This window comes from Lysobacter enzymogenes (assembly GCF_017355525.1).
Taxonomy (GTDB): Bacteria; Pseudomonadota; Gammaproteobacteria; order Xanthomonadales; family Xanthomonadaceae; genus Lysobacter; species Lysobacter enzymogenes_C.
In genome coordinates this window covers 2,214,233-2,236,667 of record NZ_CP067395.1, presented here as the reverse complement: position 1 = coordinate 2,236,667, position 22,435 = coordinate 2,214,233, and the positions used below count along the sequence as shown (strand labels likewise).

The window sequence follows — 22,435 nt, the reverse complement described above, 5'->3', positions numbered from 1 at the left end:
TTATTTCGGCGAAGCCGAACATCCAGGGACTTCAGAGTCCTGTAGCGATAAAGCCCTGGATGCCCGCCTTCGCGGGCATGACGGTCAGATGAGTCGCGCAGCGACTGCGCGCGAGCGGCGAATCTTTACGACCCGCTTCGTCTCCCCAAGCACGTCATTCCCGCGAAGGCGGGAATCCAGAGACTTCAGAGTCCTGTCGCGATAAAGCCCTGGATGCCCGCCTTCGCGGGCATGACGGTCGGATGGGGTTCGCGACACCCGCCGAAGACCGGCGCATCGCTCGCTTGCCACGGCCGCCACGCCGCCACCACAGCCCATCGGCGCAGCCGTATACGCTTCGCCCGCGCGGTTCCATGTTGCGCCGCGTCGAAGAAATCGGCCGAGAAATCGCTTTCTCCTTGATGGAGGTAACACTTTTGTCCAGGTAATTGACAGCGCTGTCATGCGCGCGTCAAATCGGCCCGCAGCAATCGAGGGGGCGGGGCGGGATCGTCCCGCCCGCGCATCGTGGGATCCTGGGGAGGAGTTTCGATGAAGCAAACGCACGGCGCCGCAAGGCGCACAGTGTTGACGTCCGCATTGCTGCTGGCCATGAGCCAGGCGGCGTATGCGCAGAGCACCGCGCCGGTAGAGGCGCAGGCCGGACAGCAGACCCGGCCCGGCGCGGCCGATGATGCCAGGACGCTCGATGCGGTCGTGGTCACCGGCATCAAGGGCAGCCTGACTTCGTCGATGAACCTCAAGCGCGACGCCGCCGGCATCGTCGACGGCATCGTCGCCGAGGACATCGGCAAGTTCCCCGACACCAATCTGGCCGAAGCGCTGCAGCGCATCAGCGGCGTGTCGATCGACCGCAACGCCGGCGAAGGCTCGCGCGTGACCGTGCGCGGCGTCGGCCCCGATTTCAATCTGGTGCTGCTCAACGGCCGGCAGATGCCGACCTCGACCGGCGCGCGCGCGTTCGAATTCAGCGATCTGGCCGCCGAGTCGATTTCCGCGGTCGAGGTCTACAAGACCAGCCGCGCGAGCACGCCCACCGGCGGCATCGGCGCGACCATCAACATCAAGACCGCGCGTCCGCTGGACAACCCGGGCCTGCACGCCAACGTCGGCGTCAAGGGCATCTGGGACACCTCCGACGACGATCTGCCGAGCGATCTCAAGGGCGATTCGGTCACCCCGGACGCCTCGGGCATCTTCAGCGCGACCTCGGCCGACGGCCGCTTCGGCATCGGGCTGAGCGCGAACTATCAGAAGCGCGAATCCGGTTCGGCGTCCGCGTTCGTCGCCTCGGGCAACGGCTGGCGCACCTTCCTCGACAATCCGCTGGCCAACGGCGAAGGCTCCGGTTCGGCGCTGCCGCTGCCGGGCCAGCCGGGCTCGGAGAACATCACCAACCGGCCCGGCCCGAACGACGTCTATTCGATGCCGCAGAGCCTCGGCTACAGCGTCAACTCGGTCAAGCGCGAGCGCATCAACGGCCAGCTGACCCTGCAATGGGCGCCGACCGACAACATCACCACCACGCTCGACTACACCTACTCGCAGAACAAGATCGAGCAGATGCGCCACGACATGTCGGTGTGGCTCAACTTCACTCCGGGCATGAGCTCGTGGACCAAGGGTTCGGGCTCCTCGCCGCTGATCTACGACGAGCGCTACAACGGCCTGTCCGACTTCGCCAACGGCGCGGGCAAGAGCTCGGTCAAGCGCGAGAACAAGTCGCTCGGCTTGAACGTGGACTGGAAGCTGACGGACAGCTTCGATCTGAACTTCGACTACCACCGTTCGACCGCGGACTCCTCGCCCGACAGCCCGTACGGCTCCAACAACACGCTCGCCAGCGCCGGTTTCTTCCGCGCCGGCAACACCATCGACTTCAGCCGCGATTTCCCGGTCCTGACCCTGCACCTGCCGCCCGGCATGAGCGCGATCGACCCGGCGCAGATGCTGGTGACCGGCTCGGTGTTCCGCAACGAGCGCGAGCGCGCCGAGATCGAACAGTTCCAGGCCAGCGGCGAATACCGTTTCGAAGGCTATTCCAAGCTCAACTTCGGCGTCGCCTCGACCGACTACAAGAACCGCTCGGCCTTCACCCACGTCCAGCTCGACACCTGGGGCGGCGCCACCAGCCCGAACGACTACCCCGACTCGGTGTGGAAGCTCGCGCACATGGGCGACTACTTCCGCGGCGTCAGCGGCGCCAACGACCCGCGCTTCACCGACGCGTTCTTCGTGTTCGACTTCGACCGCGTGCGCCAGCTCGCCGAAGACGCCTGGGTCGCCAGCGGCAAGGGCGTGCGCGACGACTATCGCGCCTCGTTCGACTACACCGGCAAGCCGGTGCCGGGCAGCGCCGCCAACCGCACGGTCGGCGACAGCCGCGTGCGCGAGGAGTCGCGCAGCTTCTACCTGCAGTGGAGCGACACCTTCGACTGGAAGCTGCCGGTCAACGTCGCCGCCGGCGTGCGCTACGAGCGCACCAAGGTCAAGGCGGCCGCGCTGCAGCCGGCGCCGGTCGGCATCGACTGGGTCGCGGCCAACGAATTCGTCATCCGCTATTCCGGCTCGCAGTTCCGCGAACTCGACGGCGACTACAAGTACTGGCTGCCCAGCCTCGACGTCTCGGTCGACCTGACCGACAACATGAAGCTGCGCGCGAGCTACGGCGAATCGATCGGCCGGCCGAACTGGGGCAGCCTCAACCCGGCGCTGAGCGTCGGCGGCCAGGCCCGCTTCGACGGCGGCGGCGGCAGCGCGGGCAATCCCAACCTCAAGCCGCTGGAATCGCGCAATTTCGATCTGTCCTACGAGTGGTACTACGGCGAGTCGAGCTATTTCTCGGTCGGCTACTTCCGCAAGAAGATCGACAACTTCATCGCCGACCAGGTCAGCAAGCAGACGCCGTATCCGAACCTGCACACGCCGTCCGGCGGCAACTACTGGAACCAGGCGATCAGCGCCGGCGGCTGCGCCGCGACCGACCGGCCCTGCATCCGCAACTACATCCTCAACACCTACAACGGCCAGCCCGGCGTGGTGAAGACCGGCACCGACTCCAACGGCTTCGCCACCGGCACCGTCAGCGGGCTCAGCGGCGATCCGGTGCTGTCGTTCAACGTCACCCAGCCGGTCAACAACCGCTCCGATACGCTCGACGGCTGGGAGTTCAACATCCAGCACGTGTTCGGCGAATCGGGCTTCGGCCTCGCCGCGAACTACACCATCGTCGATTCGGGCCTGACCTACAAGAACGGCAGCCTCGGCACCCAGTTCGCGATGACCGGCCTGAGCGACTCGGCCAACCTGGTCGGGTTCTACGAAAAGGGGCCGTGGCAGGCGCGCGTGGCTTACAACTGGCGCGACCAGTTCCTGACCAACCTCGGCGACGGCAAGGGCGCCAACCCGATCTACGTCGAGGCTTACGGGCAGTTGGACGTGAACGTCAGCTACGCGGTGTCCGACAATCTGGTGCTGACGCTGGAAGGCATCAACGTGACCGACGAGACCATGCGCACGCGCGGACGCAACAGCCGCCAGCTGTATTCGTTCGACCAGTACGGACCGCGCTACATGTTCGGGGTGCGCTACAAGTTCTGATCGCGGCGATCGCGCGTCCCGCCCGCGAGGACGGGGCGCCGGCCGCGTCGGCGACGGCGCGGCCGATGGCCGACGCCTTGCGCGCAGGCCTGCACTCCGGTTCGAGCCCGCGACCGCGCCGCCGCGGCGCGGCCGCCGGCCTGCCGCCGACCACGATCCTGGACACCGCGATGCCCGAAGCCGTATTGCTCAACAACGTCGACCACCACGATCTGCGCGTGATCCAGGCGCGCGGCGCGCGCTACGGCGACGACCAGATGCTCGCGCCGACCTTCTTCGGCGAATTCCGCGAGTTGCAGGCGCATTACCCGATCGTGTTCCAGAAGACCGCCGACGGCGGCTTCCGTTCGCTGGCCTTGCTGGGCCTGCGCCGCGACGAAAACCTGTTCCTCGAACGCGACGAGGCCGGCGGCGAGCGCTGGGACGCGCGCTATCTGCCGATGTCGATCGAGCGCCTGCCGTTCCTGATCGGCATCGCCGACGAGGAGCCGATGATCCACATCGATCTCGCGCATCCGCGGGTCGTGCGCGGCGGCGGCGAGGGCGAGGCACTGTTCCTGGAACACGGCGGCAACACCGCGTTCCTGCAACGCGTGGTCTCGTTGCTGCGGGCGCTGCACGAAGGTTTGCGCGACGAGGCCGGCTTCATCGAAGCACTGCGCCGCTGCGACTTGCTGGAGCCGTTTTCGCTCGACTTGAGCCTGGACGAACACACCCAGCATCGCGTTTCCGGCTTCCACTGCATCGACGAAGACAAGCTGCGCGATCTCGGCGCGGCCGACCTGCACGCGTTGAAGCAGGCCGGACATCTGGAGGCGATCTACATGGCCATCGCTTCGCTGTCGCGCCTGCGCGATGTCATCGAACGCTTGAGCCGGCGCCATGCTGCCGGTCGCTGAGCCGATCGAGGAACTGCACGGCGTCGACGCGGCGGCGCTGCCGGAGGCCTTGCTGCGGCCGACCCGGCCGTACGTGCTGCGCGGTCTGGTCGCGCACTGGCCGCTGGTGCGCGCGGGCCTCGCCTCCGCGCAGAGCTCGGCCGAGTACCTCAAGGCCTTCGTCGGCGACGCGCCCGTGACCGTCAGCGTGGCGCCGCCCGAGGCCGCCGGCGCCATCGGCTATCGGCCCGATCTGCAAGGCTTCGGTTTCGCCCAGCAGAAAGCGCCGCTGCCGGCGGTGCTGGACGCCTTGCTGCACCACGCGGCCGACCCGGCGCCGCCGACGATCTACGTCGGTTCGACCACCATCGACACCTGGCTGCCCGGCCTGCGCGAGCGCAACGACCTGGGTTTCGGCGCGGTGCAGCCGCTGGCCAGCATCTGGATCGGCAACCGCACCCGCATCCCCGCGCACCAGGACGTGCCGGACAACATCGCCTGCGTCGTCGCCGGCCGCCGCCGGGCGACGCTGTTTCCGCCGGATCAATTGCAGAACTTGTACATCGGGCCGCTCGACCGCACGCCGGCCGGGCAGGCGATCAGCGTGGTCGATTTCGCCGCGCCCGACCTGGAGCGCTTTCCGAAGTTCGCCGAAGCCATGCGCCACGCGCTGAGCGCGGAGCTGGGGCCGGGCGATGCGCTGCTGATCCCGAGCATGTGGTGGCATCGCATGGAAGGCCTGGATGCCTTCAACGTGCTGGTGAACTATTGGTGGCGGCAATCGCCGCGCTGGATGGACACGCCGATGAACGCGTTGCTGCACGCGATCCTGAGCGTGCGCGACCTGCCGCCGCAGCAGCGCGAGATCTGGCGCGAGGTGTTCCGCCATTACGTATTCGACGCCGACGCGCAAACGCCGGCGCACATTCCCGAAGCCGCGCGCGGCGCGCTCGCGCCTTTGGACGAAGCGCGTTCGCGCGAGCTGCGCGCGCGCCTGCTGCAAGGCCTGAACCGGTGAGAGATCGCATGCACGACAGGACCGACACTACGGCGGGCGCGGCGCGCCGATTCGCGGGCGCGGCGGTCGCCGTCGGCCTGGCGGCGCTGCTGGCCGCGTATCCGGCGCCGGGCCGCGCCGAGGGTTTCCTGCGCGCCGACGGCCAACGCATCGTCGACGGGAACGGCCGTCCGGTGATCCTGCGCGGCGTCGGCCTCGGCGGTTGGATGCTGCAGGAAGGCTACATGCTCGGCCTGACCGGCCCGGGCATGCAGCACGCGATCCGCCGGCGCATCGTCGATCTGGTCGGCGAGCAGGACACGCAGGCGTTCTACACCGCGTGGCTCGACAACTATGTCGGCAAGGACGACATCGACGCGCTCGCGGCCTGGGGTTTCAATTCGGTGCGCCTGCCGATGCATTACCGGCTCTATACCTTGTCGGTCGCCGAAGAACCGGTCGCGGGACGGCAGACTTGGCTGGACGACGGTTTCCGCCGCACCGACGAACTGATCGCCTGGGCCAAGGCCAATGGCCTGTACGTGATCCTGGACCTGCACGCCGCGCCGGGCGGGCAGGGCAACGATCTGAACATCGCCGACCGCGATCCGTCGCAGCCGTCGCTGTGGGACGACGCGGCCAACCGCGACAAGACCGTGGCGCTGTGGCGCGAACTGGCCCGGCGCTATCGCGACGAACCGGCGGTGGCCGGCTACGACCTCATCAACGAGCCCAACTGGGGCTTTGCCGATGCGCAGGACAAGCACGGCTGTAAGGAAACCGGCAACGCGCCGCTGCGCGAACTGCTGGTGCGCATCAGTGCGGCGATCCGCGAAGTCGACACGCGCCACATGCTCATCGTCGAGGGCAATTGCTGGGGCAACAACTACCGCGGCGTGCTCGATGCCGGGCTGTGGGACCGCAATCTGACCCTGAGCTTCCACAAGTACTGGAACGGCACCGGCCGCGACAGCATCGCCGAACACCTGGCCTTGCGCGAGCGCTGGAACGTGCCGCTGTGGCTAGGCGAAACCGGCGAGAACTCCAACGACTGGTTCGCGCGCACGGTGGCGACGGTGGAAGGCGAGGGCATCGGCTGGGCCAACTGGCCGGTCAAGAAGCTGCGTTACAACAATCCGCTGCAGGTGATCGCCAACCCCGGCTACGAGCGGGTGCTGGCGTACTGGGAAGGCAAGGGGCCGCGGCCGGAGCGCGCGCAGGCGCGCGAAGCGTTGATGGCCCTGGCGCAGCGCGATGTGCGCTTCGAGCACAACGCCCGCCATCCCGACGTGGCCGACGCCTGGCTGCGCGCGCCGCACGAGGACCGCAGCGTGCCGTTCAAGCCGCATCGGATCGCGCACGGCGGGGGGGAAGTGGCGGCAGTCGATTTCGACATGGGACGCAACGGCGTGGCGTATTTCGATACGGCCCCGGCCAACGAGAGCGGCAAACCCAACTCCGACTGGAATCCGTCGCAGCTGTACCGCAACGACGGCGTCGACCTGGTCCGCGCCGGCGATGAAGTGCGGGTCGCGGCGATGCAGCGCGGCGAATGGCTCAAGTACAGCATCGAAGTGGAGGCGGCGGGCGCGTATGCGCTGACCTGGCGCGGCGGCGCGGGCACGCTGCGCAACAAGATCAATGGCGACGCGCTGGCGCCGGTCGCGACCAACCGGCCGCAGCGCGCGACGCTGTTGCGCGGCCGCAATACGCTGGTCGTCGAGGCGGTGTCGGGCGCGCCGGATCTGGCCGCGTTGCGGATCGAACCCGTCGCCGGAGACGCTCGCTGATGCGCGTGCTGGTCAGCGATATCGGCGGCACCAACGCGCGCTTCGCGATCGCCGAATTGGCGCGCGGCGAGCGGCTGCTGCACGACAGCGTGCGCGAATATCCGGCGGCGCAGTTCGCCAGCGCGGCCGACGCTGCGCGCCACTTCCTCGCCGAACTCGGCGAACGCGCGGACGCGGCGGTGTTCGCGGTGGCCGGACGGGTGCGGCTGGAGGAAGCGCACATCACCAATCATCCGTGGCGGATCCGCGCGCCGGACATCGGCGCGGCGCTGGGCACGGGACGGGTGGCGCTGATCAACGATTTCGCGGCGCAGGCGATGGCGATCTCGCGCCTCGGCGCGGCCGACGTCGCCGCGGTCGGCGACATCGCCTGGCCTGGCTTCGATCTTCGCGCGGCGCAGACTTACGCGGTCATCGGGCCCGGCACCGGCCTGGGCGTCGGCGGGTTGCTGGTGCGCAACGGGCGTTGCTTCGCGCTGGAAACCGAAGGCGGCCACGCCGGTTTCGCGCCGTCGCGGCCGCGCGACATGGCGGTGCTGGAGTGCCTGATGCGCCGGTTCGGGCGGGTGTCGTGCGAGCGCTTGGTGTCCGGGCCGGGGTTGGTCAATCTGTACGCGGCGGTGTGCGAACTGGAAGGCGTTGCGGCTGAGGATTTGTCGCCGGCGCAGATCAATGCCCAGGCCGTGGGCGGCGACGCTCGTTGCGCGCATGCGGTGGAGTTGTTCTGCGCGGCGTTTGGTTCGATGGCCGGGGATCTGGTCCTGACGCTGGGCGCGTGGGACGGCGTGTTCCTGGCCGGCGGCGTGGTGCCGAAGCTGCTCGGTTCGCTGCAAGGCGGCAGCTTTCGCGAGGCGTTCGAAGCCAAGGGACGCTTCGCGCCGGCGATGGCCGAGGTGCCGTCGGCGGCGATCGTGCACGCGTGTTCGGGCTTGCTCGGAGCGGCGGCGCATGCCGCGGAGACGTACGAGGGCGCGATGGCGGCCTAGCGTCGCGACCGCGCGATCGCAATCCGGACGCGCTGTCGGTCGTTTGCCGATACATGCGGCGACCGGCGCGGCGGTCAGCGCCCCCGCCCGCGGGTGGGGGCGCTTTGCTCCGGCCGCTTCAGGGCGCCAGACAATCGCAGGGCGGATAGCACTGCAGATAGTCTTCGCGATAGCACTGATCGCCGCCGCCCTCGGCCAGGCACTTCTGGATCTCGCGCTGCTTGCAGTTCTCCAGGCAATCGACCCTGCAATGCGGAAACGCCATCGCTGTCAGGGCGAAGCCCATGCCGAACACGAAGGTACAGACCGCCGTCAGACCGACCTTGCTTTTCATTTCGTTCTCCTTTGCAGGCCCAGGGGTGGGCGCGTCGACGTCGATGCCCGCGTCGAAGCGGGCTCAGGGATAGATCACAGGGCATTGGTAATAGCAGTGGTCGTAATTGACGTAGAGGCATTCGTCGCCGCCGCCCGCGTCCCTGCATTTCTGGATTTCGATGGATTGGCAGTTGGACAGGCAGATCAGATCGTAATCCTGTCCTGCGAAGACGGCGGTCGCGAAGCTCATGCCGAACAAGAACGCACAGGCGGTGGCCATCTTGATGGTGCGGGTCATGACTTTCTCTCCCGGTAGGGTCGATGGGACATCGGGCTGGTTCGACTCTTGAGGCAAACGGCGCCCCCTGTGTTGCTCAACCTCCTGAGAGCCGTGCAGGAAGACGGGCCGCGCTTTCCTGCGCGGGTCGCGCAAGAATTCCAATGCGTGCGCAAGTCGGCGGTGGGTTCGGCGCAGCCGGGTGCGAAAGCGGTTCGTTGCGCGCATGCCGGAGTGGGCGCGGCAGCGGCGGAAACCGGTTGGTCGTTCATGAGCGTTCCCTGCTCTTGAATGGCAGCGGTGCGGCTGCGCTTGCGATGCGTATAAGCCCGGCTGTGGTTTTTGGCAAGGACGCGGATTCCGGTTCGATGAGTCCGGCGCGGCGCGCGTTGGCGGATGCGTCTTTCGGGCGCGGATCGGTCGCTGAATGCGTGTGCGATGCGCTCGGACACGATTGATCGTTCGTTTCTTTTTCAGGGCCGGTGTTGCCGGCTCGACGGCCGGCACAAGACGGCGACGGACCGTGGCGCCGGATCATCGTCGCAACGGCGAACCGACCGCTGCGCTGGCTGCGAAGAAAAAGCCGGCCGCGTCAGCGGCCGGCTCGAGCCAGCATCGTGCAAGAGCGTCGCTGCCGATACGCAGTTTCTGACCGCTGCCCGCACTGCGCCGGCCTGGTGCGCTTAGCCGCCGAACGGTACCAGATGGCAATACTCGACCACCACGGTGTTGCCGCTGTTGTACCAGGACTGCAATTGGTAATCGCAGTTTTCCTGGCTCGACGCGACGATGTCGGCATAGCTCCAGGTCAGATAGCGGCCGTCGGGGCCGCTATGCGGATGCAGGTACTTCACCCGCGCCTGCCAGTTGCCCGCAGGCTGCGGCGCCGGCGTGGTGCCGATACCGCCCGGCGGTGCGGCGACGGCAGCGCCGGCGAGGGCCAGGCCGAGGCAGAGCGTAGCGAGAGAGGCGGGCAACAGCGTCGTCGATGACTGTTTCATGGATGCTCCGTAGTCCGTGTGGCGATGAGTCGGGCAGCGCGGTCGCTGCTCCGGCGGGCGAAGCGGACGTGCCGGTTCGCGGCGCACCTAAGACGAACGCAGTCCGGGCCGGCAGGGGACAGGCGGCGGCCGGGTTTCGGATGGACGTGCGTGTGTGGCGTACCAACGGAGCGCAACGCCGCTGCGCAGCCGAGGAGTCTGGCTTGTGGGAAGGCCTTCAGGCCCGATGTTTTCCGATCCGCCGGTCCGAAGCCGGCCGGCGTCTGTCAGGACAAATCGATCGCCTGTCCCGCGACCCGCACTTCGACCACCCGCAACTGCGCGTCCAGCACCACCAGGTCCGCGCAAGCGCCAGGTTCGAGCCGCCCGCGCTCGCCCAGGCCGAGATAGTCGGCCGGGAACGTGGACACGCGCCGCGAGGCATCGGCCAAGTCCAGACCGACTTCGACCAGATTGCGCAGCGCCTGATCCATCGTCAGCGCGCTGCCGGCCAGCGAGCCGCTGGCCAGGCGCACGCAGCCGAGGCATTTGTGCACGCGCTGCGAACCCAGCGCGTATTCGCCGTCGGGCATGCCGGTGGCGGCGGTGGCGTCGGTGACCGCGTACAAGCGCGGGATCGCGCGCAGGGCCAGACGAATAGCGCCGGGGTGCACGTGTTGCAGATCGGGAATCAGCTCGGCGTATTCGGCGTGGGCCAGCGCGGCCGCGGCGATGCCGGGCTTGTAGTGGTCGACGCCCGTCATGCCGTTGAACAAGTGGGTGAAGCCGGCGGCGCCCGCGCTGAGCGCCGCCAGGCCTTCTTCGTAGGTGCCGGCGCTGTGGCCGATCTGGACGCGGATGCCGAGCGCGTTCAAGGCCGGAATCAGTTCGGTGTGGCGGCCGATTTCCGGCGCCAGGGTCAGCACCCGGATCGGCGCCAGCGCGTGCAGGCGGCGCACCGAGTCGAGCGTGGCCTCGACCGTCAGCGGCGGTTGCGCGCCGAGCCGGTGCGGGCTGATGAACGGACCTTCCAGGTGCACGCCGAGGATTTGCGCCGCGTCGGGATCCGGCGCGGCGATGACGTTCGCGAGCGCGCGCAAGGCTTCGACGATGTCGTCCTCGGCCGCGGTCATGGTGGTGCCAAGCAGGGCGGTGGTGCCGTAGCGCGCGTGCGCGCGGGCGATGGTGCGGGCGACGTCGCCGCCCTGCATCAGATCGACGCCGGCGGCGCCGTGCACGTGCAGGTCGATGAAGCCGGGCAGGACGATGCGTTCGTCGCCGCCGATGTCGTCGGCTTCTTCGATCGCGCGGATACGGCGGTCGAACGCGATGCGGCCGCGGCGCCAGCCGGCGGGCGTGAGGATGCGGCCGCTGAGGGTGTGGGATTCGCTCACGGCAGCGGCTCGGTGATGATCACTTCGATGCCGAGCTTCAGCAGCCCCTCGCGGTAGCGCTCGTCGATGCCGGCGTCGGTGATGATGGCGTGGATCTGGTCGAGGCGGGCGATGCGGTGCAGGCTGACCCGGCCGAACTTGGACGCATCGGTCAGCACCACGATCCGGCGCGCGCGCTCGACCATGCGGTGGTTGAGCCGCGCTTCGGCCTCGTCGTGGGTGGTCAGGCCGAACTGCAGGTCCAGGCCGTCGACGCCGAGGAACAAGGTGTCGAAGCTGTAGGCGTTGAGGCTGGCCTCGGCCTGGCTGCCTTGCAGCGACAGCGATTGCTTGCGCAGCAGCCCGCCGCTGAGCAGCACGTCGACGCCGGGCGCGTTGGCCAGTTCCCAGGCGATGTTGAGGCCGTTGGTCATCACCGTGACGTCGCGATGGCCGCGCAAGTGGCGGGCCAGGGTCATGGTGGTCGAACCCGAATCGATGATGATGTTGTCGCCGGCCTGCACCAGTTGCGCGGCGCGCGCGCCGATGCGCTCCTTCAGCGGCAGGTTCAGCGCGTCCTTCTCATGGATGTCCTGTTCCTGCGGCGGCGTGCGCACCAGGGTCGCGCCGCCGTGGGTGCGGGTGGCCAGGCCCTGCGATTCGATGTGGCTCAGGTCGGCGCGGATGGTCACCGCCGACACCTCGAAGCGCTCGACCAGCTCGGCGACCTGCACCGAGCCCAGTTCGATCAGGCACTGCAGGATCTGCTGCCGGCGGGAACGGGTATTGCGCATGGCCATCGGCGGGTCCGCGGAGAAAGTCGAAGATTAGCCGTTCGCCGCGGCGGCGGCGCGTTCGCCGGCGGCATGTTCGCCGGCGGCACGCTCGCCAGAGGCGTTAGCCGAGCAGGCGCGGGCGTATTCGTCCAGGCACAGGCCGATGCGGTGGCGCGCCAGCGCCTGCGGCGTATTGGCCAGGGTACCGGCGCGCACTGCGCGGTACTGTTCGGGCAGGTGCTGGCTCAGCAGGAACAGCGGCGGCGCGTGCGCGCTGAGGTTGTCGAACAGGCGCGCGGTCGCGGCGACCAGGGCCGGCTCGCCCCAGTAGTAGCGGCAGCGGTCGCTGAGTGCGTACAGGCGCAGCAGGTGCAGCTCTTGCTCGTCGCCGTGGTAGTGCTGCTGCCAGTGGCGCGGGTGGTCGAGCATGCAGCGTTCCAGCACCTCGGGCAGGTTCGAGCGCTGCGCAGGCGGCAGCAGCTCGGCCTCGATCGCGGCCAGCGCGAACAAGGCCTCGCGATAGGCGAAGGTCGCGGCCGGGCCGACCTTGAGGATCGCGAAATGGTCGCGCACCAGCGCGTGCAGGCCGTCCTCGCGCTGGTAGTCGGTGGAATGCGCTTCGAACACGATGCGCGGCTGGCGTTCGAGGAAGTCGGCCAGTTCGCGCGCCGCTTCGGGGTCGTAGTCGTGCACGCTGCTGTGGTCGAAGTCGACGCCGGGCTGCACCACCATCGCGATCACCCGTTCCCAGGCCGCGGCCAGATCGGGCGCGGCGAAGGCCTCGCGGTGGATCGCCAGGGTCTGCTCGGCGGCCTGCGGCGTGGTCACCTGCAAGCCGCCGGCCAGCGAGGCTTCGCCGCCGGGCACCGGCACTTCGGTGCCGATCACGTACACCGGCGGCGGCAGGCCGTGTTCGGCCGCGGTGCGTTCGGCGATGCGCGCCAGTTCGGCCGAGCGCGCGGCGACGGTCGCGTCGGCCAGCGGCACCGGATCGTCGGCGCAGGACATGCTGCAATCGAGATGGATCTTGTGGAAACCGGCGGCGACATAGGCCTCGATCAGCACCCGCGCATGCGCCATCGCTTGCTCGGCGGGCCGCTTCTGCCAGGCGTTGGGGCCGAGATGATCGCCGCCGAGCACCAACCGTTCGAGCGGGAAATCCTCCTCGCGCGCCAGAGCCAGCACGTAGTCGCGGTACTGCGGCGGGGTCATGCCGGTGTAGCCGCCGAACTGGTCGACCTGATTGGAAGTCGCCTCGATCAGCAGCACGGTGCCGTGGCGGCGGGCCACGTCCATCGCCGCGCGCAGCACCAGTTCGTTGCTGCAGCACACGCTGTACAAGCCGACGTTGCGGCCTTGGCGGTGGGAGGCGATCAGCGATTGCACGGGCGACATGGCGGAACTCCAACGGAAAGGGCGAAGCGACGGAAAACTCAAGGCAGCGCGAGCAAGGCCGCGCCGCGCGCGCCGCCGGCGTCGCCGAACCGCGGCGGCACGATCGGCGGCACCTGCACGCCGTTGAACAGATGCGCGGCGACCGCCGTCGGCAACACTTCGTACAGCGGCGCGTGTTGCGACAGGCCGCCGCCGAGCACGATCACGTGCGGATCCAGCGCCAGCACCAGCGCGGCCAGACTGTGGCCGAGCAGGTCCAGATGCGCGGACAACGCCTGCTGCGCGCGCGCATCGCCGGCGTCGGCGCGGGCGAACACTTCGCCGGCCTCGGCCGCCTCGCCGCCGAAGTGGCGGTACAGCGCGACCAGCCCGCTGCCGGAGACGTAACGCTCGACGCAGCCGCGCAGCCCGCAGGCGCAGTCGAGCACCGCCAGACCATGGCGCTGGACCAGATGCGCCGGCACGCTCCAGTGGCCCCATTCGCCGGCCAGGCTGTTGAAGCCGGAGACCAGGCGGCCGTGCAGGCAATACCCGCCGCCCGCGCCGGTGCCGAGAATCGCGCCGAACATGCTCGGATAGCCTTCCGCCGCGCCGCCGTGCGCTTCCGACAAGGCGAAGCACTGCAGGTCGTTGCCGAAAAACAGCGGCCGGCGCAGGCGCGCCTGCAGATCCGCGGCGACGCTGCGCCCGGTCAGCGACGGTACGTTGGCGCTGAGCTGCAAGCCGCTGCGGCGGTCGCGCACGCCGGGCAGGGCGATGCCGACCGCGGCGCCGGCGCTGCCGAGTTCGGCGTCGGCGTCGGCGACCAAGGCCTCCAGCGCGGCCAGGAACCCGGCGTAGTCGCCTTGCGGCGTGGCGATGCGCCGGCGATGGCGCACCTCGAACCCGGCATCGCAGGCGACCAGTTCGATCTTGGTCCCGCCGATGTCGATGCCGTAGTTCAGCGCGGCAGCGGAAGGCGCGGCGTCAGCCATGATGGATGACGACGCCCTTGACCACGCGGTTGACGGTGCCGTCGGGGAACGGATTGTCCGGAGTCAGGCCGAGCGCGGCCGAACGCTGCAAGGCATAAAGCTGGGCGAAGCCGAGCCACACCGGCGCCAGCCACGCGTCGTCGAGCGGCGGCGCGCGCAGGCTGTGGTCGTCGCCGCCGCCGAGGTCCGACTGCGGACCGATCGACAGCACCTGCCCGGCGACGCCGTCGCGGCGCAGTTCGTCGAGCAGGTCCTGCTCGTAACGCCGCGCCAGCGCGTTGGCGCTGCGGATCACCACCACCAGGGTGTTGCCGTCGAGCGTGGACTTGGGCCCGTGGCGGAAACCCAGCGGCGTGTTGGCCAACGCGAGAGTCTGCCCGGCGGTGAGTTCCAGCACCTTCAGCGCGGCCTCGCGCGCCAGCGCTTCCAGCGGGCCGCTGGCGAGATAGATCACCCGGTTGAACGAGCGCTGCGCCAGCGCGGCGGCGGGCGCGTCCCATTGCGCGAGCCCTTCGCGCGCCAGCGCGGCGGCTTCGCGCAGATGCTCCAGGCGCTGCGGCCACGGCGCCGCGTCGAACACGCACAGCGCCGACAGCAGCATGCAGCTCAGGCTGCTGGTCATGGCGAAGGCGCGGTCGCAGCTGGCCGGCGGCATCAGCAGGGTGCAGGTGTCCTCGCGTCCGGCGCCGCGGCGCGCGAGTTCGCCGTCGGGATTGCAGGTGATGTCGAGGAAGCGCGCGTCGTCGACCTGGGCGCGCAGCAGATCGACCGCGGCCACGCTTTCCGGGCTGGAACCGCTGCGCGCGAACGACACCAGCAGGGTCGGCCGGTCGCGTTGCAAGTACAGCGCCGGATGGGTCAGCAGGCTGGTGGTGTGCACCGCGCGCACGTCGGCTGGCCATTGCGCGTTGATGCGGTCGGCGACCATGTCGGCGATGAAGCCGGAACTGCCGGCGCCGGTGAACAGCACGCGCTGGCGCGGATCGCTGAGGCGGTCGCCGAGGAAGGCCTGCACGCGCTCGCGCGCCTGCGCCAGATCTTCGGCCAGCCGTTCCCACAACGCCGGTTGCTGGGCGATCTCGGCGGCGGTGTCGGCTCCGCCCAGGCGCTGCCAGGCGGACGAATCGGAAAGCGGAGTGGCGTCCATGAAAGATTCCTGTTGAGCGACGGCACGATCTGCGTTTTCTTTCGGAAAGTCAATTATCGAAAGTAAAACAAAAGAAACCGGCTAAATGGGCTTCGTGTGCGTGCCGGCCGGGTCAAAGCGAAAGGTTTGGCGCAGAGCGCTTTCGTTGCGCGCTTAACAGGGGTTTTTGCGTACTTTGGAAAGTATTGCATTGCACAATCTTTCGTTTCACCAAAGAATTTCTTCCTATTTTCTTTCAATTCATTGACAGGTTTTGAAATCCTGGCCTAGAGTCGGCCGCACTCGCTTTTCGTTCATCGATTTCGAATGCCCGCCGCGCGGGCCTTGGGGGCAAGGTGGAATTCCGTGTGCGTCGTGCGCGACTGTCGGTCGCGACTTTGTCGGCCGCGTTGTTGGCCGCGCTGGCCGTGCCGGCCGTCGCCGAGCCGGTCGGCAACCTGCGCGCGGTGCGCGCCGGCGACGGCGCGACGCCGAACTGGGAACTGAGCACCGACACCGGCGCGGTGCTGCGGATCGACGTGCTCGCCGACGACATCGTGCGGGTCCAGGCCGGCCGCCGCGGCAAGCTGACCGGCGCCGGCGACAAGGCTGCGCCGATCGTGCTGCCGCAGGCGGCGGAAAAAACCGCGGCCAGCCTCGAAGAAGACGCGGCCGAAGTGCGCGTGCGCACCGGCGCCTTGGTGCTGCACGTGCAGCGCGCGCCGCTGAAGCTGCGGCTGGAGCGCATCGACGGCGAGCGCCGCACGCCGCTGTGGCAGGAACTGCAACCGCTGGACCTGGACGCGGCGCAAAGCGTGCAGGTGCTGTCGTCGCAGCCCGACGAAGCGTTCTACGGCGGCGGCCAGCAGAACGGCCGCTATCAGTTCAAGGGCCGCGAAGTCGAAGTGTCGTATTCCGGCGGCTGGGAGGAGGGCGACCGCCCGAGCCCAGCGCCGATGCTGCTGAGCTCGCGCGGCTGGGGCATGTTGCGCAACACCTGGAGCGACGGCAGCTACGACCTGCGCCAGAGCGATCAGGCCACGCTGCTGCACCGCGAAGACCGCTTCGACGCGTATTACTTCGTCGGCGAGCTGCCGCGCCTGCTCGAACGCTACACCCGCCTCACCGGCCGCGCCGGCCTGCTGCCGCGCTGGGCGCTGTCGTACGGCGACGCCGATTGCTACAACGACGGCGACAACGTCAAGAAGCCCGGCACCGTGCCCGAAGGCTGGCACGACGGCCCCACCGGCACCACGCCCGATGTGGTCGAGAGCGTCGCGCGCCAGTACCGCGAACACGACATGCCCGGCGGCTGGATCCTGCCCAACGACGGCTACGGCTGCGGCTACAAGCAACTGCCCGAGACGGTGAAGGGGCTGGCGAAATACGGTTTCCGCACCGGCCTGTGGACCGAGAACGGCGTCGACAAGATCGCCTGGGAAGTCGGCACCGCCGGCAGCCGGGTGCAGAAGCTCGACGTGGCCTGGACCGGCAAGGGCTATCAGTTCGCGATGGACGCGAACCAGTCCGCGTTCGACGGCATCATGAAGAACTCCGACTCGCGCCCGTTCCTGTGGACGGTGATGGGCTGGGCCGGCATCCAGCGCTATGCGGTGGCCTGGACCGGCGACCAGAGCGCGAGCTGGGATTACATCCGCTGGCACGTGCCGACCCTGATCGGCTCGGGCCTGTCGGGCATGGCCTACGCCACCGGCGACGTCGACGCGATCTTCGGCGGCAGCGCCGAGACTTACACCCGCGATCTGCAGTGGAAAGCGTTCACGCCGGTGCTGATGGGCATGTCGGGCTGGTCGTCGAACGCGCGCAAGCATCCGTGGTGGTTCGACGAGCCGTACCGCAGCATCAACCGCGATTACCTCAAGTTGAAGATGCGGCTGACGCCGTACATGTACGGCCTGAGCCACGAGGCCGCGCAGACCGGCGCGCCGCCGGTGCGAGGGCTGATGTGGGATTACCCGCAGGACCCGCACGCGCGCGACGAAGCCTACAAATATCAGTTCCTGCTCGGCCGCGATCTGCTGGTGGCGCCGGTGTACCGCAGCCAGGCCGCCAGCCGCGGCTGGCGGCGCGGCATCCATCTGCCGGCCGGGCGCTGGTTCGACTACTGGGACGGCCGCAGCGTGCAGGCCGGCGCGGCCGGGCGCGATCTCGACCGCCAGGTCGACCTGGCTACGCTGCCGCTGTTCGTGCGCGCCGGCGCGATCGTGCCGATGCATCCGGCGATGCTGTACGACGGCGAGAAGCCGCTGGACGAGATCGCGTTCGACCTGTATCCGCAGGGCGAATCGCAGTACGCGTTGTACGAGGACGACGGCAACACCCGTCGTTACGAGCAAGGCGAGTCGAGCACCCAGCAGGTGCGCATGAGCGCACCGGCGGCCGGCAGCGGCCCGGTGACGGTGGCGATCGACGCGGTGCAGGGCCAGTACCAAGGCCAGTTGCCGCAGCGCCGTTACGCGCTGCGCGTGCTGAGCCGGCAGGCGCCGCGTTCGGTGTCGCTGGACGGCCGCGCGCTGCCGCAACTGAAGGATGCGGCCGCGCTGCAAGCCGCGGCGGAAGGCTGGTACTTCGATCCGGCCGAGCGCAAGGGCAGCGTGCACGTGCGCAGCGCCGCGGCGGACATCCGCAAGCCGCTGAGTTTCGCGCTCGACTTCGCCGTCGCCGCGGCGCCCGCCGACGATGCGTATCCGGCCGCGCCGGCGCTGGGCCGCGCCTTGCCGGCCGACAGCCTGCTGGTGGTCAACCGTCCGGCCGAAGAACCTGGGCACGCCCTGGAAAACGCGTTCGACGACGATCCGCAGACCTGGTTCCGCAGCGTGCGCAATCAGGCGATCCGCACCGGCGCGCACGAATGGACGATCGGCTTCGGCGAACGCAAGCTGATCGACGGCATCGAGCTGGCGCCGCGCAACGACAAGAACTGGAAGCACGGCCAGGTGCGCGATTACGAGGTGTACCTCGGCGACAGCAACGGCGAGTGGGGCGAACCGGTCGCGCGCGGCCGCCTGCAGCTGAAACAGGAGACCCAGCGCATCGACTTCCCGGCGCGCGCCGGCCGCCTGCTGCGCTTCCGCGTGCTCAGCGTGCAGAACCCCGAAGGCGACGGCGCTTCGGCTAGCGATCCGATGGTCATCGCTGCACAAGCGGGCGCGGCGCGCGCGGTCGATGCGCTGCAGCCGCGCGATGTCGGCCCGATCGCCTTGTCGAGCTTCCACATCCTCGAACATCAAGAACCGGAGCGCCCGGCACAGCAACGCTATCTCTCCGAGCTGCCGTTGCCGGCCGCCCTGGCCACCCAGGCGCGCGCCGACCGCGCGTTCCGCGGCGACGGCGCGCTGCGCATGAACGGCTTGCTGTTCCGCCGCGGCCTCGGCGTCGGTCCGGCCAGCCGCATCGAGGTCGACCTGCGCGGCCAGTGGCGTCTGCTGCGCGCCGACCTCGGCGTCGACGACGCCTGCCGCGCCGCCGGCGGCCTGCAATTCCAGGTCTGGGGCGACGGCCGCCTGCTCTACGACAGCGGTCTGGTCAAGGCGCCCGGCGTGGTCAAGCCGGAACTCGACATCCGCGGCCTGTCCCGCCTGAGCCTGCGCACGCTCGGCGCGCAGGGCGACCAACCCGCCCAGGTCTGCGCCAACTGGGCCAACGCCGCGCTGATCGGCCAGGAGGGCGATACCGCCAGCATCCTCGCGCCATGACCGCACTCGCCACGTAACACCGCTCCTCCCCCCGCCCATACCGACTGCGGCCGACCGGCCGCGGCCCGGGATCGCTGTTGCCTCTTTCCGCCATCCGCGCCGCAGATCCTGCCAGGAGAGTTCCGATGTCGTCCGCCCGCCGCCGCCCGCGCGATCACCGCGCCCACCGCCCCGTTTCCTGTCGCAACGCCCGCATTCCCGTCGCTCCGCTGTCGCTGGCGCTGGCCGCCGCGCTGCTCGGCCACCTCCCGCTCGCCGCCGCGCAGGACGCGCCGGGCGACAAGGCCGAGGGCAAGACCACCGAACTGTCGCGGGTGGAAGTGACCGGTTCCAACATCCGCCGCTCGGATGTGGAAACCGCCTCGCCCGTGCAGGTCATCAGCAAGCAGGACATCGAGAACATGGGCGCGCGCACGCTGTTGCAGGTGCTCGACAACCTGCCGGCCGCGCGTCCGGCGCAGCAGGATTCGCGCTCGCTGTTCACCGGCTCCGACGGCGCCTCGCAGGCCAACCTGCGCGGCCTCGGCGCGCAGGCGACCCTGGTCCTGCTCAACGGCCGCCGCCTGTCGTACTACGGCGCGCCGGCCGGGTTCCAGACCCAGTTCGTCAACATCGACTCGATCCCGGCCGCGGCGATCGACCGCATGGAAGTGCTGACCGACGGCGCCTCGGCGGTGTACGGCACCGACGCGATGGCCGGCGTCATCAACGTCATCACCAAGCGCAACTACCAGGGCGCCGAGGTCACCGCGACCACCGACATGTCCTCGCGCATCGATTCCTACGGCGAGCACCAGGCCAGCGTCACCGCCGGCTTCGGCGATCTCGACAAGGACCGCTTCAACGTCTACGGCACCTTCAATTTCTATCGCCGCGACGCGATCCCGCTGAGCGATTTCTACGACAAGCGGCCGAACCAGTACTACATCAACAATCCGAACTACCTCAAGAACCTGCGCCTGGGCACCGGCAGCAAGCCGGGCGAATTCAACCCCGGCACCTACTTCGCCTTCGATCCGCGAACCGGCGCGCGCGTGCAGGAAGCCGCGCCGGGCTGCAAGAACGTGCTGACCGGCGAAGCCGCCGGCCCGCGCTGCATCTGGCAGACCTGGATGAACAACGAGATCGACGCCGGCGCGCAGACCGAGCGCATGACCGGCTACGTCAACGCGCATTTCCTGATCGGCGAGAACACCGAGTCGTTCACCGAGCTGACCTACACCGACATCGACCTGCGCGCCAACGGCGGCACCCCGCGCGCGTTCAGCACCACCACCGGCAACCCGACCAGCTGGTTCTCGCGCGACACCGGCGCGACCGTCAACCAGTTCCTGTATCCCTTCCTCGGCCCGAACAACGAGTACAACCACGCCAGCCCCGAGCTGCGCGCGATGATGGGCGGCGTGGTCGGCCTGCAGTACCTGTTGCAGGACGCCGGCAGCGACTACTTCGGCCAGCGCAACACCGACAAGAGCTACCGCGCGCTGACCGGGCTGCGCGGCAGCTTCGGCGACTGGAACTGGGAAACCGCGTTCGCCACCGCCGGCACCCATTCGACCACCTACCAGACCATCAACGTCAACCTCGACGGTTTCCGCAGGGCGTTCGGACCGTTCACCGTCGATCCGGGCACCGGCCGGGTCATCATCTCCGACCACCCGGCGTACAAGTTCGGCGAGATCAGCGAAGCCAACTCGAAGCTGCTGCGCGAGGCCTACCCGACCTTCGACATCCAGTCCTGGACCCGCCTGCACACCCTCGACGGCAAGATCGAAGGGCCGATCGCCCAGCTCAAGGGCGGTGAGATGCGCGCCGCGTTCGGCTTCAACATCAGCCGCGAGACCTTCTACACCCCGGGCAACGAAGACGCCGCGCGCGGCCTGATCACCCAGCAGGGCGGCTCGTGGTTCGACGGCAAGCGCAACACCTACGCGCTGTTCGCCGAGACCGTGGCGCCGCTGACCGACAAGCTCGAACTCGACGCCGCGCTGCGCGTGGACAAGTACCCGAACTTCAACGCCAACGTGGCGCCGAAGATCGGCCTGAAGTACCAGGTGCTGCCGCAGCTGATGCTGCGCGGCACCTACTCGGAAGGCTTCCGCGCGCCGAGCCTGGCCGAGGCCGGCACCGGCGGCGTGTTCGCCCAGCTCGGCGGCTTCCGCGACGAACAGCGTTGCAGCGAGACCAACGCCATCGCCAACCTGCTGCGCCAGTCGCGCCGCGCAGGCGACGTCGATCTCGGCAACTCGCTGCTCAACGTCGATTGCAGCCGCACCGTCGCGCGCATGACCCAGCCGAACCAGGAGCTCAAACCGGAGAAGGCCAAGATCGCCACCCTGGGCTTCGTGTTCGAGCCGCTGGACTGGCTGTCGGTGTCGGCCGACTACTGGTTCGTCTACCGCCGCAACGAAATCTCCGCGCCGGACTTCAGCAAGATCCAGGACATCTCGGAACTGATCCGCTCGCCGATCACCGACTCCGACCGCGCCGCGGTCGCGGCGCTGGCGGCGATGTGCGCCGACCCCGCCAGCGGCGTGACCTGCCCGGGCACGCTGCCGGGCTACAGCGCCGGCAACGTCGCCAGCGTGGTCGGCCAGTACAAGAACCGCGGCCGCACCCTGATCGACGGCTTCGACATCGACGCGCGCAGCCGCTTCTCGCTGGGCGAGTGGGGCAACCTCAACATCGGCCTGGCCGCGACCCTCGCCAACCGCAACCGCTCCTACCTCGACGACGAAAGCGGCTGGTTCTACGGCGACACCGTCGGCTACTACAACAACCCGCGCCTGCGCGCGACGATCAACGCCGACTGGAATTATCAGAAGTTCACCACCAGCGTCTTCGTCAACTACGTCGGCGGCACCAAGTGGGCGCGCGAGCGCGTCGACGAAGTCGACAACAACGAACAGACCTGCACCGCCGGCTACCTGCCGGTGCCCAAGCCGCAGTGCGACGGCGCGCCGTCGTGGTGGACGGCGAACCTGAGTTTGAACTGGCGGCCGACCGACAAGATCAACGTCGGCGTGACGGTCAAGAACCTGTTCGATCGGTTGCCGTTCTACGATCCGAACAGCTTCCTGGGGGATTCGCCGGATTACGCGAGTATCTTCGGGCGCAGCTATAGCTTTACCGTGGGCTACAAGTTCTGAGGACGGCGCCGAACCGCTAAGATTCGGCGCTCGACCGAATTCTTGGTTGAAGTAGCTAACAAAAAAAAGGCCCTCCGAAAGGAGGGCTTTTCTTATTAGAAGT

Annotated in this window: 15 protein-coding genes; 7 read left to right on the top strand and 8 right to left on the bottom strand. The window is 68.7% G+C overall.

The window, feature by feature from the left end:
- Positions 1–531: 531 nt before the first annotated feature.
- From JHW38_RS09295 to glk, 5 genes are all read left to right on the top strand, one after another.
- Entirely contained in the window at positions 532–3,600 is a 3,069-nt protein-coding gene (locus JHW38_RS09295; RefSeq protein ID WP_207525660.1) for a TonB-dependent receptor, read from the top strand.
- A gap of 170 nt (positions 3,601–3,770) precedes the next feature.
- Positions 3,771–4,499, top strand: a complete 729-nt coding sequence (locus tag JHW38_RS09290) for a SapC family protein (RefSeq protein ID WP_207526315.1) — start codon at positions 3,771–3,773, stop codon at positions 4,497–4,499.
- On the top strand, positions 4,486–5,496 hold the full coding sequence (locus tag JHW38_RS09285; RefSeq protein WP_207526314.1) for a cupin-like domain-containing protein: 1,011 nt from the start codon (positions 4,486–4,488) through the stop codon (positions 5,494–5,496). The genes JHW38_RS09290 and JHW38_RS09285 overlap by 14 nt, the downstream gene beginning before the upstream one ends.
- Positions 5,497–5,504: 8 nt before the next feature.
- The gene (locus JHW38_RS09280) at positions 5,505–7,265 is read left to right on the top strand and encodes a cellulase family glycosylhydrolase (RefSeq protein ID WP_207525659.1); all 1,761 of its coding nucleotides are present in this window, start codon (positions 5,505–5,507) and stop codon (positions 7,263–7,265) included.
- The gene (glk, locus tag JHW38_RS09275) at positions 7,265–8,251 is read left to right on the top strand and encodes a glucokinase (RefSeq protein WP_207525658.1); all 987 of its coding nucleotides are present in this window, start codon (positions 7,265–7,267) and stop codon (positions 8,249–8,251) included. The genes JHW38_RS09280 and glk overlap by 1 nt, the downstream gene beginning before the upstream one ends.
- Before the next feature lie 118 nt (positions 8,252–8,369).
- Here the strand turns inward: glk and JHW38_RS09270 are convergent, their stop codons facing one another.
- The 8 genes from JHW38_RS09270 to JHW38_RS09235 form a co-directional block, all read right to left on the bottom strand.
- A complete protein-coding gene (locus JHW38_RS09270; protein ID WP_207525657.1) occupies positions 8,370–8,585 on the bottom strand; it encodes a hypothetical protein in 216 nt (71 codons plus the stop codon).
- Positions 8,586–8,648: 63 nt separating this feature from the next.
- Positions 8,649–8,864, bottom strand: coding sequence for a hypothetical protein (locus JHW38_RS09265; protein ID WP_207525656.1), 216 nt, complete (start codon positions 8,862–8,864; stop codon positions 8,649–8,651).
- Positions 8,865–9,526: 662 nt separating this feature from the next.
- On the bottom strand, positions 9,527–9,844 hold the full coding sequence (locus tag JHW38_RS09260; protein WP_207525655.1) for a hypothetical protein: 318 nt from the start codon (positions 9,842–9,844) through the stop codon (positions 9,527–9,529).
- 266 nt (positions 9,845–10,110) lie between these two features.
- Positions 10,111–11,217 (bottom strand): N-acetylglucosamine-6-phosphate deacetylase, encoded by a 1,107-nt coding sequence (gene nagA, locus JHW38_RS09255; protein WP_207525654.1) that lies wholly within the window; start codon positions 11,215–11,217, stop codon positions 10,111–10,113.
- Positions 11,214–11,990, bottom strand: coding sequence for a DeoR family transcriptional regulator (locus JHW38_RS09250; protein WP_207526313.1), 777 nt, complete (start codon positions 11,988–11,990; stop codon positions 11,214–11,216). The genes nagA and JHW38_RS09250 overlap by 4 nt, the downstream gene beginning before the upstream one ends.
- A gap of 33 nt (positions 11,991–12,023) precedes the next feature.
- Entirely contained in the window at positions 12,024–13,367 is a 1,344-nt protein-coding gene (locus JHW38_RS09245; RefSeq protein ID WP_207525653.1) for a D-tagatose-bisphosphate aldolase, class II, non-catalytic subunit, read from the bottom strand.
- Positions 13,368–13,405: 38 nt separating this feature from the next.
- Positions 13,406–14,341 carry an ROK family protein gene (locus tag JHW38_RS09240; protein ID WP_207525652.1) on the bottom strand — a complete coding sequence of 312 codons (936 nt, stop codon included), beginning with the start codon at positions 14,339–14,341 and terminating at the stop codon, positions 13,406–13,408.
- The gene (locus JHW38_RS09235; protein WP_207525651.1) at positions 14,334–15,488 is read right to left on the bottom strand and encodes an SIS domain-containing protein; all 1,155 of its coding nucleotides are present in this window, start codon (positions 15,486–15,488) and stop codon (positions 14,334–14,336) included. The genes JHW38_RS09240 and JHW38_RS09235 overlap by 8 nt, the downstream gene beginning before the upstream one ends.
- Before the next feature lie 335 nt (positions 15,489–15,823).
- On the opposite strand from JHW38_RS09235, the gene JHW38_RS09230 reads away from it, so the two are divergent.
- Positions 15,824–19,183: a TIM-barrel domain-containing protein gene (locus JHW38_RS09230; protein WP_207525650.1), complete on the top strand. Its 3,360-nt coding sequence runs from the start codon at positions 15,824–15,826 to the stop codon at positions 19,181–19,183.
- 125 nt (positions 19,184–19,308) lie between these two features.
- A complete protein-coding gene (locus tag JHW38_RS09225) occupies positions 19,309–22,332 on the top strand; it encodes a TonB-dependent receptor plug domain-containing protein (protein WP_207525649.1) in 3,024 nt (1,007 codons plus the stop codon).
- Positions 22,333–22,435 lie beyond the last annotated feature (103 nt).

Bases quoted from the DNA above. Each gene is read 5' to 3' on its own strand.
- JHW38_RS09295 (WP_207525660.1), top strand. From the start codon at position 532: ATGAAGCAAACGCACGGCGCCGCAAGGCGCACAGTGTTGACGTCCGCA.
- JHW38_RS09290 (WP_207526315.1), top strand. From the start codon at position 3,771: ATGCCCGAAGCCGTATTGCTCAACAACGTCGACCACCACGATCTGCGC.
- JHW38_RS09280 (WP_207525659.1), top strand. From the start codon at position 5,505: ATGCACGACAGGACCGACACTACGGCGGGCGCGGCGCGCCGATTCGCG.
- glk (WP_207525658.1), top strand. From the start codon at position 7,265: ATGCGCGTGCTGGTCAGCGATATCGGCGGCACCAACGCGCGCTTCGCG.
- JHW38_RS09270 (WP_207525657.1), bottom strand. From the start codon at position 8,585: ATGAAAAGCAAGGTCGGTCTGACGGCGGTCTGTACCTTCGTGTTCGGC.
- JHW38_RS09265 (WP_207525656.1), bottom strand. From the start codon at position 8,864: ATGACCCGCACCATCAAGATGGCCACCGCCTGTGCGTTCTTGTTCGGC.
- JHW38_RS09260 (WP_207525655.1), bottom strand. From the start codon at position 9,844: ATGAAACAGTCATCGACGACGCTGTTGCCCGCCTCTCTCGCTACGCTC.
- JHW38_RS09250 (WP_207526313.1), bottom strand. From the start codon at position 11,990: ATGCGCAATACCCGTTCCCGCCGGCAGCAGATCCTGCAGTGCCTGATC.
- JHW38_RS09245 (WP_207525653.1), bottom strand. From the start codon at position 13,367: ATGTCGCCCGTGCAATCGCTGATCGCCTCCCACCGCCAAGGCCGCAAC.
- JHW38_RS09240 (WP_207525652.1), bottom strand. From the start codon at position 14,341: ATGGCTGACGCCGCGCCTTCCGCTGCCGCGCTGAACTACGGCATCGAC.
- JHW38_RS09235 (WP_207525651.1), bottom strand. From the start codon at position 15,488: ATGGACGCCACTCCGCTTTCCGATTCGTCCGCCTGGCAGCGCCTGGGC.
- JHW38_RS09225 (WP_207525649.1), top strand. From the start codon at position 19,309: ATGTCGTCCGCCCGCCGCCGCCCGCGCGATCACCGCGCCCACCGCCCC.